Here is a 15,299-nt window from a genome sequence, read left to right on the forward strand (position 1 = left end):
CGCGCCGGGCCATGGAGGACTACCTGCCTTTCGTCATCTCGGGCCTGGGCCTGGGCGCGGTCTACGCGCTCTCGGGCGTGGGGCTGGTGGTGCTCTATCGCTCGTCGGGCGTGCTGAACTTCGCCTTCGGGGCCATCGGCGCGCTCGGTGCGTACGTGGCCTGGACGCTGCTCGACGCCGACTGGCCGCAGGGCCTGGCGTGGTGCGCGGCCATCGCCGCGTCGATGCTGCTGTCACTGGCCTACGGGCGCCTGCTGGCGCCGCGCCTGTCGCACCGCGACCCGACCATCCGCAGCATCGCCACGCTCGGTTTCGCGCTCGTGGTGGTGGGTTTCACCGAATGGACCTGGGGCGAGCAGCCGCGCCGCCTCGTGCTGCCGACCGACGGCGGTGCGCTCGAATTCGTGCTGGGCGAAGTCGAGGTGCGGCTCACGCACACGCGCGCACTCGGCCTGGCGCTCGCGGTGCTGATGATGGGCGGCGTCGGACTGCTGCTGTCGAAGACGCGCGTGGGTTTGAAGATGCGCGCGCTGGCCAACGACCGCGACCTGAGCGCGCTGCTCGGCATCCGCGTGCTTGGCGTCGACACCGTGGCGTGGATCTTGAGCGGCGCTTTCGCGGGCGTGTGCGGGCTGCTGCTTGCCAACATCGTGCGGCTGCAGGCCACGCTGCTGACCTTCCTCGTGATTCCGGCGTTTGCCGCCGCCATCATCGGCCGGCTGCATTCGCTGCCGGCGACCGTGGCGGGCGGCATCGCGATCGGCGTGCTGGAGGCACTGGCGATCACCGTGCCGGGCTTCGCGGCCTTTCGCACGGCCACGCCGTTCCTGATCGCGCTGGCCATGATCGTCTTCTATCGCGCGGGGACGCGCTCGGCATGAGCGCGTCGATCCTCGAAGGCACCATGCCCACGTCCGACGCAGCACCCGCAGCGCTTGCGCAGGCCGCGCGCCGCGCCCGCCGCTCGCTCGTGCTCATGGTGGCCTGCGTGCTGCTGATCGGTTGGGTCGTGCCGTGGTTCGCGAACGCGTACTGGATCAAGACGTTGACCTCGTCGCTCGCGCTGTCGGTCGCGGCGGCCGGCGTGGCGCTGCTCTATGGCCAGCTCGGGCTGGTGTCGCTGTGCCAGTACGCGCTGCTCGGCGCGGGCGGCTGGGTTGCGCTGCGCGCGGGGCACGGGCTGGGCTGGCCCTTCGAGCTGTCGGTGCTTGCGGGCGGGCTGCTGTCGTGTGCCGTCGGCATGCTCGCGGGCCTGCCGGCGCTGCGGCTCAAGGGGCTGTACCTCGCGCTCGTCACGATGATGATGGCGGGCGGCTTCCAGGTCGTCATCAACGTGACGGGCTTTCCCGACGGCGGCGCGGGTTGGCTGGGCCGTGTGTTCGGCAGCGAGCGGTTGATGATGCCGCGCCCCGCGCTGGCGCTGTCCGATGCGGCGTACTTCCGCTACGTGGCCGTGTGGCTGGCGGCGGTGCTGGCGCTGATCGAGCTGCACCGGCGCACGCGCGCGGGCCGCTCGTGGGCGCTGATAAGGCGCGGCGAGGCGGCGGCCGTGGCGGCCGGCGTGAACATCCTGCGCTACCAGACCTGGGCCTTCGGGCTCGCGGGCTTCTGCGCGGGCGTGGCCGGTGCGCTGCTCGCAGGCGGCGTGGGGCAGCTCGACGGGCGCGCGTTCACGGCCGGCGAATCGGTGATGCTGTTCGCGCTCACGGTGGTGGGCGGCGTGTACCACTGGGCCGGCGCGCTCATCGCAGGCTTGCTGCTGCGCGCGGTGCCGGCGCTGTTGACCGACTTCGGCGTCAACGGCTACCTCGCGATGATCTTCTTCGGCGTGGCGCTGCTGCATGCGCTCATCACCGCACCGAGCGGCATCGCGGGGCAGCTGATGGGTGCGTTCGAGGCGGTGCGCAAACGTTTCGCTTCGCCGAAGGACAAGGACGCCGCGCCATGATCCGCATCGACGATCTCACCGTCGCCTTCGGCGGCGTCAAGGCCATCGATGCGCTCACGGCGCAGCTCGACGCGCCCGTGTGCGGCCTCATCGGCCCGAACGGCGCGGGCAAGACCACGCTGGTCAATGTGCTCAGCGGCCTTGTGTCGCCGGGTGCCGGCCGCGTGGCGGTGGACGGCACCGACCTGCTGGGCCTGAAGCCCATCGCGCGCGTGCGCTTCGGCCTGCGCCGCTCGTTCCAGACCGAGCAGGTGGTGGAAGACCTCAGCGTGTGGGACAACGTGCGGGCCTTGCTCGACCACGTGCCGCATGCGCGCAGCGAGGCCACAGCGCAGGTGGCGCGCGCGCTGTCGCACACGGGCCTGCTCGATGTGGCGACCGTCATGGGGCATCGCCTCAACCTGTTCCAGCGCCGCATGCTCGAGTTGGCGAAGTCGCTGGTCGGCGCGCCCAAGCTGCTGCTGCTCGACGAGCCCGGCGCGGGCCTCACCGAGCAGGAGGCCGGCGTGCTGCGCCGCACGATCGGCTCGGTGCATGCGTTCTGCGGCGCGCAGGTGCTGTTGATCGACCACGACGTGGACCTGATCGCCGCGACCTGCACGCAGACCCTGGTGCTCGACTTCGGCCACCGTCTCGCGCTCGGCCCGACGCGCGAGGTGCTCGACGATCCGGCCGTGCGCAAGGCCTATTTGGGAACGGAGTGACAACCGCATGCTGAACGTGACGGATCTGCGCCTGCAGCGCGGCGGCAAGGCCGTGCTGCACGGCATCGACCTGCAGGTGCCGCCGGGCGAGGTGACGGCGCTGCTCGGCGCCAATGGCGCGGGCAAGTCGAGCACCGTGATGGCCATCGGCGGCGTGCTGCCGCTCACGGGCGGGCGCATCGAGATCGAGGGCCACGCGCTGCACGGGCAGCGGCCCGAGCGCGTGCGTGCGCTGGGTGTGGCGGTGGTGCCCGAGGGGCATCGCGTGCTAGGCGAGCTGTCGGTGCTCGACAACCTGCGCGCGGCCGCCACCGCGCTGCCTGCGGCCAGCGTGGCCGATGCGGTCGAACGCATGCTCGGCGTGTTCCCCGAACTGCGCGTGAAGCTCGCGCTGCCCGCGCGTTCGCTGTCGGGCGGACAGAAGCAGATGGTCTGCATCGCGCAGGCCCTCATCGGCAAGCCGCGCTACCTCGCGATCGATGAACTCTCGCTGGGGCTCGCGCCCGCGGTGGTCAAGCGGTTGGTCGAGGTGGTGCAGCAGGTCGCGCGCGAGGGCGTGGGCGTGCTGCTGATCGAGCAGTTCACGACCGTGGCGCTGGCGGTGTCGAGCCGCGCCTATGTGCTGGAGCGGGGGCGCATGGCGTTTGCGGGCTCGTCACAGGCGCTGCGCGAGCGGCCGGAGATTCTGCACAGCAGCTATCTCGCGGCGGTCTAGATCTTGATGCCCGTCGTCCGGATGAGCTTGCCGAAGTACTCGTGGTCGCGCTGCATCGCCTGTGCGAACTCCGGCGCGTCCAGGTAGGCGAAGCCGAGGTTGAGCTTGTCCAGGCCCTGGCGCAACGCCGGGTCGTCGGCCGTCTTGCGTGCCACCTGGCGCAGAACTTCCACCACGGCAGGCGGCGTGGCCTTGTGCACCGCCAGGCCGCGCCAGGTTCCCAGCGCCAGGTCGATCTTGCGTTCCTTGAACGTCGGCACGTTGCCGAAAGCCGGGATGCGCTGGTCGGCCATGATGCCGAGCATCTTGAGTTTGCCGCCCAGCACGTGGGGGCCGACTTCGGCCGGGCTCACGTCCAGTGCATCGATGTGCCCACCCAGCAGTGCCACGACGGCGGGTGCCGCGCCCGAGTACGGGACATGGTTGAACTTGATGCCCGTCTTGTCTTCGAGCCCGATGGCCGAGAGGTGGTAGACCGAACCGCTGCCGGCGTTGCCGATCTTCATTTCACCGGCCTTGGCCTTCGCCGCTTCAAGAAATTCTTCCAGCGTGTTCCATGGTGCATCGGCACGCACGGTGATGGCCGCGGGGTCGGCGTTGAGCCGCGCCACAGGCTGGAAGTTCGTGTAGTCGAACTTCGCAAGCCCCAGGTTCGGCAAGGTGGTGACTTCGGCGATCACCATGCAGACCTTGTAGCCGTCCGAGCGGCCGTTGAGCACGTCGCTCATGCCGATCACGCCACTAGCCCCGGGCTTGTTGTTCACGATGAAGGGTTGGGGCAGGTGCTTCTTCGCCACTTCGGCAAACACGCGCGCCAATGCGTCGGTGCCGCCACCGGCCGATGCCGGAACGATGATTTCGATCGGCTTGCTGGGGTAGTCGTTGTTGGCGAAGGCCGACCACGGCAGCGGCAATGCGGCCAGGCCCAGCCCCTGGACGATGCGCCGGCGGCTGAAGTCGTTCCGGGTCTGCGGCTTGCGCGTTGCAGGGGTCTGTTGGTTTTCGCGTTCGATGGTCATGTCTGTCTCCGTCATTGAAGTTGTGGTTTCGCTTCGGCATCCCTCAGGAATTGCCGTTCGTCCGTTCGCGTCGCAGGGGTCTGTGATCGTGTGGCGTGCGGCACCTCCTTCAGGTCGAGGGCCTGGCCCGTGCCGCCAGCGCCTCGCTGCGCGCGGTCATGCCCGTCATGACCAACACCAGCATGGCGCCCACGAAGAGGCATGCGGCCAGGAAGAACATCGGCGCGATCGTGCTGCCGGTGGCGTCCTTGACCCAGGGCACTGCGTTCTGCGCGATGAAGCCGCCGAGGTTGCCCACGGCATTGATGGCCGCCAGCCCGGCCGCCGCGCCGGCGCCCTTGAGAAAGCGCGAAGGCAGGCTCCAGAACACAGGCTGGCCCGCGAAGATGCCGGCGGCCGCCAGGCACAGGAACATGAACTGCAGCGCGTGGTTCTGCAGCAGTGCCGACAGCAGCAGGCAGGCCACGCCGAAGAGCGCGGGGCCGACGATGTAGGGCGTCTTCGACTTCGCCTTTGCAGCAGCCCGGGGAACGGTGTACAGGCCGATCGCCACCAGCACCCAGGGAATGATGTTGAGAAATCCGTTCGCGGTGTTGCCGACGCCGAAGCTCTTCACCACGGTCGGCAGCCAGTAACTCAGGCCGTAGGCGGACAGCGGAAACGCGATGAAGCACAGCGCCATGAGCAGCACGCGCGGGTCGATCAAGGCACGCAGTGCATGGCTTGCGGAGTCGTCCATGCCCACCTGCTCGCTCGCGAGCTTCGCGCCGAGCCAGGCCTTCTCGTCTGCCGTGAGGAACGAGGCACGCGCCGGGTTGTCGGGCAGGTAGAAGAAGGTGACGACGCCCATCACGACCGCGGGAATGCCGGTCACGATGAACACCCATTCCCAGCCTGCCAGTCCGTGCAGCCCGTCAAGGTCGAGCAGCATTCCGCCCAGCGGCCCGCCGATCGCATTGGCCAGCGCGCTGAAGATCATGAACAGCCCGACCATCGTTCCGCGATGGGCCGACGGATACCAGAGCGTCAGCAGGTAGAGCACGCCCGGAAAGAAGCCGGCCTCGCAGGCGCCCAGCAGAAAACGCAGGATGTAGAACATGGTGGCGTTCTGCGTGAAGGCGAGCGCCACGGTCACGAGGCCCCACGAGACGAGGATGCGGGCGAACCATTTGCTCGCGCCCACCTTCGCAAGGATCAGGTTGCTGGGCACCTCGAAGAGAAAGTAGCCGATGAAGAACAGCGACGCGCCCAGGCCATAGGCAGACTCGCTCATGCCCAGTGCATCGACCATCTGCAGCTTGGCGAAGCTGACGTTCTGCCGGTCGATGTAGGCGATGAGGTAGAGCAATCCCAGGAACGGGATCAGTCGCCACGAGATTTTTCGGATCAATTGTTTTTCCACGATCACCGGGTCTCTCCTGTTGTGTGTGTCTCTTGTTTCAGCGCGCACGGCTCCGCTCAGGCCAGACGGCCTGTGCGCTGCAGATCCGGCGTTGGCCGGGTCGGCGAGAAGCCCTAGATGAAATTTCTCTGGTAGGTGTCTTCGAGCAGCTTCGTGGCTGCGCGCGCCGCGGCCTCGGGCTTGCGCTGCTCGATGGCCCGGGCAATGTCGGCGTGCATGGCCATGGAGTGGTCCATGCCGCCGAACTTTTCAAATGTCTTCGGCACGCTGACCATCAGCGCGGCCCTGATCACCGAGGCGACCGGCATCAGGAAGCGGTTGTGCGCCGCCGCGATCACCTGCAGGTGAAAGTCCACGTCCGCCTCCATGGCGCGTTGAGGGTTGTCGTGGCTGTCGCCCATCGCTTGGAGTGCCGTGCGGATGCGCGTGATGTCTTCGGGCGTGGCGCGCTGTGCCGCCAGCCTGGCCGCCATCGGCTCGATGGACAGGCGGATCTCGAACAGCTCCTGCATCAGCGTGCCCGGCGCTTCGGTTTCACCGTGCCAGGCCATCACCATCGGGTCGAGCGTGTTCCAGTGGTCGGGCGTGCGCACGCGCGTCCCGATGCGCTGCCTGGCTTCTACGAAGCCATTGCTCGAAAGCAGCGCGAAGGCTTCGCGCAGCGTGGTGCGGCTGACCTGCAGTTCCGCCAGCAGGTCGAGCTCTTTGGGCAAGGTGTCGCCAGGTTTCAGTTCGCCCTGGAGGATGCGGCGGCCGATCCGTCCGGCGATCTGCGCCGGCAGGCCACGCTCCAGGTCCCGGGCGCCGGTGTCGTTCGAGAGATTCATGGTGAATTTTCCTGCGGGCCACCGAGCGGCCCCAATGCCTTGGCGAAACGCGCGACCATGGCTTCGCCGGCCGCGACGGGGCGCAACGCAGGCGCCCGGTCGTGGATGTCGATGCCCGCGCGCGCGCCGAACAGGCGCTTGCCGTAGCACAGGAGATTCTCGATGCCCTGCATGCCGAACACGGCCGCCGGCAGCATGGCCTGGTACGCGCGCTCGGCGGCCGCTTCGTCGCCACGGCGAAACGCCTCGTAGGAACGGACCGCATGGTCGATGCAATCGGGCGCGAGGATCATGCCGCGGCACCCCGCGCGCAGGTTGTCGACCAGCTCCAGTCCGCCGCGGCCGTTGAAGACCGGCACGCGTCCCTGGGTGCGTTCGATGAGCGCGGCGATGTCGACCACCGGCCCTTCGCCCTTGATGAGCTGGATGTTCGGATGTTGCGAGACCAGTTCGCGGATCTCGTCCGCCGTGAGGCCGCGGCCGAAGAAGGCGGGCGCATTCTGGATCGCCACCGGCAGTGCGGTCGCCTCGGCGACGCGGCCGAAGAAGCGGATGTACTCGGCCGCGCCGAAGGCTCCGGCGGCGGGCGGCTGCAGGATCACCCAGTCGGCGCCGGCGCGCTCGGCATGCCGCACCTGCGCGACCTGCTCGGCGACCGACGATCCGAAGATGGTGAAGGCCAGCGGCACGCGGCCGGCCGTGTCTTCGGCGACCCAGTCCATCACCGTGCGGCGCTCGGCCTCGGTCAGCTTGGCCACCTCGGTCGCGAGGCCGAGCGCGGCCATGCCGTGGACGCCGCTGGCCAGGCAGGCCTGCACCTGCCGGCGCATCGCGGCGCGGTCGAGTTGTTCTTCGGCGTCGAACAGCGCATAGACGATCGCGTGGATGCCGTGGAAGGTGTCGGGTGTGAAGGCAGGCATGCGCAACCTCAATGGCTTTCGCGAGGAATTGCGTGGCCGCGGCAACCGACCAGGAAGTCGAGGTCCGCGCCGCGGTCGGCCTGGATGACACGCTCGACATACAGGCTCTGGTAGCCGCCCTTCATGGCCGGCACCGGTGCCACCCAGGCGGCGCGGCGCTCGGCCAGCTCGGCTTCGCTCACGTCCAGGTGCAGGCGCCGGGCCTCGACGTCGAGCTCGATCATGTCGCCATTGCGCACCAGCGCCAGGGGGCCGCCCACGGCGGCTTCGGGTGCGACGTGCAGCACCACCGTGCCGTACGCGGTGCCGGACATGCGGGCGTCCGAAATCCGGATCATGTCGCGCACGCCCTGCTGCAGCAGCTTCTGCGGGAGCGCCATGTTGCCGACCTCGGCCATGCCGGGGTAGCCCTTGGGCCCGCAGTTCTTCAGCACCATGATGCAGTGCGCGTCGATGTCCAGCGCGGGGTCGTCGATGACGGCCTTGTAGTGGTCGATGTCCTCGAACACCACCGCGCGGCCGCGGTGCTTCATGAGCGCCGGCGAGGCGGCCGATGGCTTGAGGATGGCGCCGTCGGGCGCCAGGTTGCCGCGCAGCACGGCCATGCCGCCTTGCGGCGTCAGCGCCTGGTCGCGCGGGCGGATCACTTCGGTGTTGTGGTTGCGCGCATCGGCGATGTTCTCGCGGACCGGCTTGCCGGTGACCGTCAGCGCGTCGAGGTCGAGCAGGTCGGCCATCTCTTTCATGACCGCGGGAATGCCGCCGGCGTAGCAGAAGTCTTCCATCAGGAAGCGGCCCGAGGGCATGAGGTCCACGATGGTGGGCACGTCGCGGCCGAAGCGGTCCCAGTCGTCCAGCGTCAGCGGCGTGCCGATGCGGCCCGCGATGGCCAGCAGGTGCACCACCGCGTTGGTCGATCCGCCGATGGCGCCGTTGACGCGGATGGCGTTGATGAATGCCTCTTTCCTGAGGATCGCCGAGAGCCGGAGGTCCTCGTTGACCATCTCGACGCTGCGGCGGCCCGTCATGCGGGCGAGTCGGTTGCGGTGCGCGTCGACGGCCGGGTAGGCGGCATTGCCGGGCAGCGCGATGCCCAGGGCTTCGACCATCGAGGCCATCGTGGAGGCGGTGCCCATGGTCATGCAGCTGCCCGGCGAGCGCGACATCGCGCTTTCGGCAGCGGCGAAATCCTGCGCGCTCATCACACCCGCACGCACGTCTTCGGAAAACTTCCACACGTCGGTGCCCGAGCCGATGGTGCGGCCCTGGAAGCGGCCGTTGAGCATCGGGCCGCCGGAGATGACGATGGAGGGCAGGTCGCACGAGGCCGCGCCCATGACGAGCGAGGGTGTCGTCTTGTCGCAGCCGGCCATCAGCACCACGCCGTCCATCGGGTTGCCGCGGATCGCCTCCTCGACATCCATCGACGCCAGGTTGCGGAACAGCATCGCGGTCGGGCGCAGGTTCGATTCGCCGCACGAGAACACTGGAAACTCCAGCGGCAGCCCGCCCGCCTCCAGGACGCCGGCCTTGATGTGCTCGACCAGGCCGCGGAAATGCGCGTTGCAGGGCGTGAATTCGGAGAAGGTGTTGCAGATGCCGATCACCGGCCGTCCGTCGAAGGCATCGTCGGGCAGGCCGTTGTTCTTCATCCAGCTTCGATGGATGAAGGCGTCCTTGCCCGTGCCACCGAACCAGTGTTGCGATCGTCTTTTCTTCACTCGCTCTTGCTCCAAAACATCCGGAAAACGGCAGCGCGGGGCTGTCGTTGATAAGTAATATTATCGGAGTTATTGAGCGAACGGGCCTAGGGAATCACCGGATATGGCTGCTGCATCGTCACGGGTTTCCGGCACCGGGCAGTCCGTGCCCGCAGGGTCGGCGGCAGGGGGCGCTGCGCCGCCGGTGCCGCGCGCGTGAAGCCTCTTCGATGGGCTCAGTGCGTCAGCGCCGGCGACGCCGTCCGCTGCGCTTCGCGCCTTTGGAACTCGCGCGGCGACACGCCGTACTGCGCCTTGAACACGCGGCAGAAATGCGCGCTGCTGTTGAAGCCCCAGGCGAAGGCGATCTCCGACACCGAGGTGCGGCCGCCCGCGGCGTGGCGCAGCGCTTCGCTGCAGCGCTCCAGCCGCATCTGCCAGATGAAGCGGTCGAGCGTCTGGTCTTCGTCTTCGAACACGCGGTGCAGGTAGCGCTTGGAGCAGCGCAGCTGCTGCGCGATGAGGTCGAGCGACAACGCCGGGTCGGCCAGGTGCGCGTGCACGAACTGCTTCACGCGCGCCTTCAGCACGCCCGGCAGCGGCTGCGCGCCGAACTGTTCGTCGGCATGCGTGGCGAGCGTGGAGGCCAGCAGGCCCAGCACGGTGTCGCTGACCGAGCGGCCGACGGCGTTGGGCAGCGAGGGCAGCTGGTCGGCCAGCGAGGTAAGGAACGAACCGAGCACCGCGTACAGCCCCTGCATGGCGGGCGTGTGAGCCTCGCAGGTGTGCAGGTCGGGCATCTTCATGCCCTTGAACTGCTGGCGCGGGATCGTGATGGCCAGCAGGCGCGAGCGCTCGGGGTTGGTGATGGCATAGGGCACGCGCGGGTCGTACAGGCTCCAGTCGCCGGGGTGCAGGTGGAACTCGCGGTCGCGCTGCGAGATGTGGCCGTGGCCTTCGAGCTGCAGCACCAGCTTGTAGTGCGCGTCGAGCGCGATCTCGCGGTGCGTGTCGGGCCGCGCCACGCGGTGCGAGGGCGCCTCGATCATGAACATGCCCAGCGGCCCGAGTTCGTAGGCGTCCATGCGCGCGTCGAACGGGCCCGGGTCGAGGCACTGCACGCGCAGCGCGCCGAAGTACGACTCGTTGATGCGGCCCCAGCAGGCCTGCCGGTCGGCCGGGTGTTCGAGCCGGGTGCTGAAGTGGTGTGCGTTCATGCCATGGTTCCCTGGGGGGCGCCGGAAGCGCTTGTGCAGGATAGGCAGAACGATGTTCACAATCATCGGTACTTCCACCCGGGACCATCGGGCGGTGCGCTCCGGGTCAACGGCCGGTGCGCGCAGGGTCAATGCAATGCAGGGGCCGCGGCTCAGACGGCGGGCACGCGGCCCGCGTCGGCGGGGTCGACGTTGCGGCGGTACAGCACCAGCGTCGCGATCAGCCCGCAGACCGCGGCGGCGGTCATCCACAGGCCCGGTGCGCCCTTGTCGCCGGTCATCTCGATCAGGCCCGTGGCAATGGCCGGCGTGAAGCCGCCGAACAGTGCCGTGGCAAGGCTGTAGGCCAGCGAGAAGCCGGCGGTGCGCACGCTGACGGGCATCACCTCGGTGAGCGCCACCACCATCGCGCCGTTGTAGCTGGCGTACAGGAACGACAGCCACAGCTCCACCTCGAGCATGCGCGCAAAGCTCGGCGCACCGACCAGCCACTTGAGCGACGGGTAGGCCGTGAGGATGGTCAGCACGGTGAACAGAACGAGCAGCGGCTTGCGCCCCACGCGGTCCGACAGCGAGCCCATGATCGGCAGCCAGATGAAGTTCGAGATGGCCACGCACAGCGTGACGATGAGTGCGTCGGTGGTGCTCAGGTGCAGCACGGCCTTGCCGAAGGTGGGCGTGTAGACGGTGATCAGGTAGAACGACACGGTGGTCATCGACACCAGCATCATCCCGGCGACCACGAGACCCCAGTTGGCGACCATCGAGCGGAAAATTTCGCGCGCGTCGGGGCGGTGCTTGCGCGCCATGAACTCCTCGGTCTCCTGCAGCGAGCGGCGAATGATGAACAGCACCGGCACGATCAGGCAGCCCACGAAGAACGGAATGCGCCAGTAGAAGTCGCCGATCTCCTGCGAGGTGAAGGTCACGTTGAGCCAGTAGCCGAGCGCGGCCGCGACGACGATGGCCACTTGCTGGCTGGCCGACTGCCAGCTCACGTAGAAGCCCTTGTGGCCCGGCGTGGCCATTTCCGACAGGTACACCGACACGCCGCCCAGTTCCACGCCGGCCGAGAAGCCTTGCAGCAGCCGTCCGACCAGCACCAGCAGCGGCGCGATGACGCCGATGGTCGCGTAGCTCGGCACGCAAGCGATCAGCAAGGTGCCGACGGCCATCAGCGCAAGCGTGACGATCAGGCCCTTGCGGCGGCCCACGCGGTCGACGTACGCACCGAGAAAAATGGCTCCCAGCGGCCGCATCAGGAAGCCTGCGCCGAAGGTCATGAAGGTCAGCATCAGCGACGCGAACTCGTTGCTGGCGGGAAAGAAGGCCTTCGAGATCTGCGTGGCGTAGAAACCGAACAGGAAGAAGTCGAACATCTCCATGAAGTTGCCGCCGGTCACGCGCAGGACGGTGGCGAATTTCGAGGAGGGCTGCGCGTGGGCAGGCACGGAAGTCATGGTGTGTCCCCTGGGGCGATGTTGTGGGCCCAAGGGTAGGTGGGGGTTCCCGACCGGGACCTGACGAGGGGAGTCAGGTAGCTGTCAATGCGCGCTGCGCGTGCTGCACGTGCTGCACACGCGTGGGGCGCTTGTGCAGGATCGGCAGAACGATGTTCGCAATCATCGGTACTTTCACCCCGGACCATCGGCCGGCACGCGCTGGGTCAATGCCCTGTCAATCTCCCCCGCACCCGCTGCGCTGGAGCACGGGCAGCAACTGCGGCCCCAGCGACTTCAGCAGTTGGGTCGGCAGTGCGCTCGTGAACCGATAGCGTGCTGCATGGGGTTCGCGCACATACGCGAGGATGGTGCCGAAGTAGCGGTCGCCGATCATGAACACGAAGGTGGCCGAGCGGCTGATCTTGCGCTCCGAGAGCATCCGCCCGCCGCGGCCGGTGTGCCCGTAGCGATGGTCGCCGGTGCCGGTCTTGCCGCCGATCTCGATGGCACGGCCGCTCTCATCCACGAGGGCGCCCTTCAGTCGCCGTGCGGTGCCGTCGTTCACCACCTCGACCAACGCACGGCGCACCGTGGCGGCCACCTCGGCGGGCAGCACCTGTTCCGAGCTCGCATGGCGCGGCTCGAGCCGCGTCTCGTAGGGCGTGTCGCGCGCGAAGTGCAGCGCGCCGACGCGTTGCGTGGGCCGCCGCACGCCGTCGTTCGCGATGATGCCCATCAGCTCCGCCAGGGCGGCCGGCCGGTCGCCCGACGCGCCGATCGCGCTCGCGTAAGACGGCGTCAGCGAGGCGAACGGATACCCCACGCGCTGCCATGAGCGATGAATCTGCGCGAAGGCGTCGAGCTCGATCAGCTCGCGCACGCGCCGGTCCTGCGCGCCCTTGTGGCGCGTCTTGAAGAGCCAGGCATAGACCTCCTGGCGTTCGCGCGTGCTCGCGTCCAGCACCTCGGTCAGCGAGGCGCCGGGGTGCGTCCGCAGGAAGCCGACCAGCCAGAGCTCCAGCGGATGCACGCGCGCGACATAGCCGCGATCGGCCAGCGACAAGCCGGCGTAAGTGCTGCGCAGCACGCCCAGTGCGCGCGGCGAGTCGGCGCCGCGGCCCAGTCGCTGCACCAGCAGCGCGTCGAGCCGCTCTTCGCTGGCCTCGGGCTCGATCGTGAACAGCACGCTCGCCAGGCGCGGTGCCGATGGCCTAAGGCCGCGCAGCAGCAGTGCTTCGGCCTCCGTGGCCGACAGGCGCTGGTACTTGCGATGAAAGCGGATGAGGAAGGCCGAGCCCTCGCGGTCGGCAAAGCGCGCGAGCAGCTCGCGCCGGCCCGGGTCGGCAGGGTCCTTCAGCAGGCGCTCGGCGTCCGATGCGCCGCCGAACATGCGGTGCCGCACCAGGTCGCGCATCAGGCGGATGAACACCAGGTTGACCGAATGCTTGAAGCCCTCCCGCACCGTCATCGAACTGCTGTTGCGCGAGCGCTCGAAGTTCTCGAACTGGTGCAGGCCGCCACCCGTGAAGAAGGACTCGCCCGGGTTCGCCGAATACTTCCGCTCCATGGCCGCTTCGAGCATCGGCGCAAGACGGCGATCCTTGGCGCGCAGCAGGTACTGCCGAGCCCACGCGCCCAGCGGGTCGCGCGGGTTCGGCGCCAGCGCCGACAACTGGGCCGGGCTCAGATCGACCCAGTTCGCGTGCAGCTCGGCCACGAGCTCGAGGTAGCTCACCAGGGTGCGCAGCTTGGCGGTGGAGCCCAGGTCCAGCCGCGCGCCCTGGTTCACGTCGAAGGGCTGGTCGATGTTGTCGGCCTGAACACGCAGCAGGTTCGCCCCGGCGCTGCGCTCGAACAGCGTGAAGCTGTAGACCAGCGGGCGAGGGTCCGCACCCGGGTCGAGCATGTGGGCGCCGATCAATCCCGCCGCCTTCGTCGCGGCGGGCGTTCGCAGGCCGGCCAGTACCTGCGCCACGAGCGCTTGCGCTTCGCCGTCCAGGCTGGTTTCGGCTTCGAGGTCGAGGCGCTCAAGGTCGTAGGCCCGCGGCACGTCGAGCAGCGTGGCGATGTGGGTGCGCAGCGCGCTCGCGGCCTTGCGCTGCACGAAGTCGGGCCGGGGCGTGGGGGGCAGTTCGGGCTGCAGGCGCAAGGGCAGCGGCAGTGCCGCATCGCGCAGCGTGGGCGTGATCAGGCCCGCCTCGGCCATCAGCCGCAGGTAGCTGTCGGTCAGCCGGGCCAGGCCTGCGCCGTCGCCGAGCAGGTGCTGCGACGGACGGCGCTGCGCGATCATCAGCGACAGCGCCTGCTTGAAGGCCTCGGCCTGCTGCAGGAGTGCTTCGTCCGTGGGCGCTGCGGCCTCCTCCGAGCTGTCGGCGAGCAGGCGGTTGACCTCGTTGAAGTCGCGTCCGTACCAGGCCCACAGGCCGTCGCCCAGGCCGTGCACCTCGCCCATGCCCGGGCGCGCGGCCAGCGGCACGGTGTCGAGGTAGTCGACGACGATCTGGCGGCGCCGCGACAGCGTGTCGTCCCCGTCCTGGTAGGCACGCAGCGAGGCCGACGCCATCTGGCGCAGCTTGTCGCGGACCGACCCGGTGCGGCCCTGCGGCGAATGGCGGTACTTCTCGATCTGGGTGGCCAGCGTGCTGCCGCCCGTCGCCGTCTGGCCCAGGCCGACCGCGCGCAACGCCTGCTCGAGCGCAGCCTTCGCGAAGCGTTCCGGATCGATCGCGGGGTTGCGCTGCGGCGGCTGCGCGTCCAGCAGATGACGGTCTTCGACGAACAGCAGGGCGCTCACCAGCAGCGGCGGCACGTCCTCGAAGCGCTCGTAGGCGCGCTTCGGCACGCGGGTGTGCAGCAGTGCCGCGTTCCGGCAGTCGCGGACGGTCAGGCCGGCCTGGTTTTTCTCACGGTAGGGCGCGTAGAGCCCGTGTTCCTGCAGTTCGATCAGCCGCGGCGACATGCGGGCCTGGCGGGTGACGACATAGCCCTGCGGCGTCAGGCGTTCGATGTAACCGGGAAGCTGGTGGTAGCCCAGCCGCTCGTCGTAGGGCCCGGTCTGGGGAAAGCGGATGGCGTCGCTGGCACCGGCGTCGACGCTGAAGCGGGCGTCGCCGGCAAGGTCGCGCCACAGGGCCGATTGCAGCCGGGAGGTCTTCAGTTCGTCCGCCACGAACACGGCAAGCCCGCCTCCGGCGGCGAGTCCCGCGCCGATCCAGAAAAGCTTCTTGAACCAAGTCATGCTCTGCCTCGCGAACAGTCTGCACCGTGGGTTCGTCAGTGAAGATGATGCGCTTTTTGCGGCGACTTGGCTTCGGCCCGAGTTGGCCGACGGGCGCGACGCGGGATGGGCGTGCGGGCCGGGCATGGGGGCGACCCGGCTCGGTCATTCGCGGCCAGGCACGGACG

12 protein-coding genes are annotated in these 15,299 nt (G+C 68.8%); 4 read left to right on the plus strand and 8 right to left on the minus strand.

Annotated features, from left to right (window positions below; all coding sequences use genetic code 11):
- Nucleotides 1-11: 11 nt before the first annotated feature.
- From CLU95_RS18095 to CLU95_RS18110, 4 genes are read left to right on the plus strand one after another with little or no spacing between them, the layout of a single operon-like run.
- Nucleotides 12-881, plus strand: coding sequence for a branched-chain amino acid ABC transporter permease (locus tag CLU95_RS18095; RefSeq protein WP_099794885.1), 870 nt, complete (start codon nt 12-14; stop codon nt 879-881).
- Complete coding sequence (locus CLU95_RS18100) at nt 878-1,948, plus strand: branched-chain amino acid ABC transporter permease (protein ID WP_306512792.1); 1,071 nt, start codon at nt 878-880, stop codon at nt 1,946-1,948. The genes CLU95_RS18095 and CLU95_RS18100 overlap by 4 nt, the downstream gene beginning before the upstream one ends.
- Nucleotides 1,945-2,652 (plus strand): ABC transporter ATP-binding protein, encoded by a 708-nt coding sequence (locus CLU95_RS18105; RefSeq protein ID WP_099794886.1) that lies wholly within the window; start codon nt 1,945-1,947, stop codon nt 2,650-2,652. Before CLU95_RS18100 ends, CLU95_RS18105 begins: the two co-directional genes overlap by 4 nt.
- A gap of 7 nt (nt 2,653-2,659) precedes the next feature.
- Nucleotides 2,660-3,367 (plus strand): ABC transporter ATP-binding protein, encoded by a 708-nt coding sequence (locus tag CLU95_RS18110; protein WP_099794887.1) that lies wholly within the window; start codon nt 2,660-2,662, stop codon nt 3,365-3,367.
- Here CLU95_RS18110 and CLU95_RS18115 read toward each other — a convergent pair.
- The 8 genes from CLU95_RS18115 to CLU95_RS18150 form a co-directional block, all read right to left on the minus strand.
- Complete coding sequence (locus CLU95_RS18115; protein WP_099794888.1) at nt 3,364-4,386, minus strand: Bug family tripartite tricarboxylate transporter substrate binding protein; 1,023 nt, start codon at nt 4,384-4,386, stop codon at nt 3,364-3,366. The genes CLU95_RS18110 and CLU95_RS18115 overlap by 4 nt on opposite strands.
- A gap of 109 nt (nt 4,387-4,495) precedes the next feature.
- Nucleotides 4,496-5,794, minus strand: coding sequence for an MFS transporter (locus tag CLU95_RS18120; RefSeq protein ID WP_099794889.1), 1,299 nt, complete (start codon nt 5,792-5,794; stop codon nt 4,496-4,498).
- A 107-nt stretch (nt 5,795-5,901) separates the two neighbouring features.
- Nucleotides 5,902-6,615 (minus strand): FadR/GntR family transcriptional regulator, encoded by a 714-nt coding sequence (locus tag CLU95_RS18125; RefSeq protein WP_099794890.1) that lies wholly within the window; start codon nt 6,613-6,615, stop codon nt 5,902-5,904.
- Nucleotides 6,612-7,535 carry a dihydrodipicolinate synthase family protein gene (locus CLU95_RS18130; RefSeq protein WP_099797367.1) on the minus strand — a complete coding sequence of 308 codons (924 nt, stop codon included), beginning with the start codon at nt 7,533-7,535 and terminating at the stop codon, nt 6,612-6,614. The genes CLU95_RS18125 and CLU95_RS18130 overlap by 4 nt, the downstream gene beginning before the upstream one ends.
- A gap of 8 nt (nt 7,536-7,543) precedes the next feature.
- The gene (locus CLU95_RS18135) at nt 7,544-9,256 is read right to left on the minus strand and encodes an IlvD/Edd family dehydratase (RefSeq protein ID WP_099794891.1); all 1,713 of its coding nucleotides are present in this window, start codon (nt 9,254-9,256) and stop codon (nt 7,544-7,546) included.
- A gap of 215 nt (nt 9,257-9,471) precedes the next feature.
- Nucleotides 9,472-10,452 (minus strand): helix-turn-helix domain-containing protein, encoded by a 981-nt coding sequence (locus tag CLU95_RS18140; protein ID WP_099797368.1) that lies wholly within the window; start codon nt 10,450-10,452, stop codon nt 9,472-9,474.
- Between the two features lie 152 nt (nt 10,453-10,604).
- Nucleotides 10,605-11,912 carry an MFS transporter gene (locus CLU95_RS18145; RefSeq protein WP_099794892.1) on the minus strand — a complete coding sequence of 436 codons (1,308 nt, stop codon included), beginning with the start codon at nt 11,910-11,912 and terminating at the stop codon, nt 10,605-10,607.
- A 217-nt stretch (nt 11,913-12,129) separates the two neighbouring features.
- Nucleotides 12,130-15,132 carry a transglycosylase domain-containing protein gene (locus tag CLU95_RS18150; RefSeq protein ID WP_099794893.1) on the minus strand — a complete coding sequence of 1,001 codons (3,003 nt, stop codon included), beginning with the start codon at nt 15,130-15,132 and terminating at the stop codon, nt 12,130-12,132.
- Between the last annotated feature and the right edge of the window lie 167 nt (nt 15,133-15,299).

This window comes from Variovorax sp. 54 (genome assembly GCF_002754375.1).
Taxonomy (GTDB): Bacteria; Pseudomonadota; Gammaproteobacteria; order Burkholderiales; family Burkholderiaceae_C; genus Variovorax.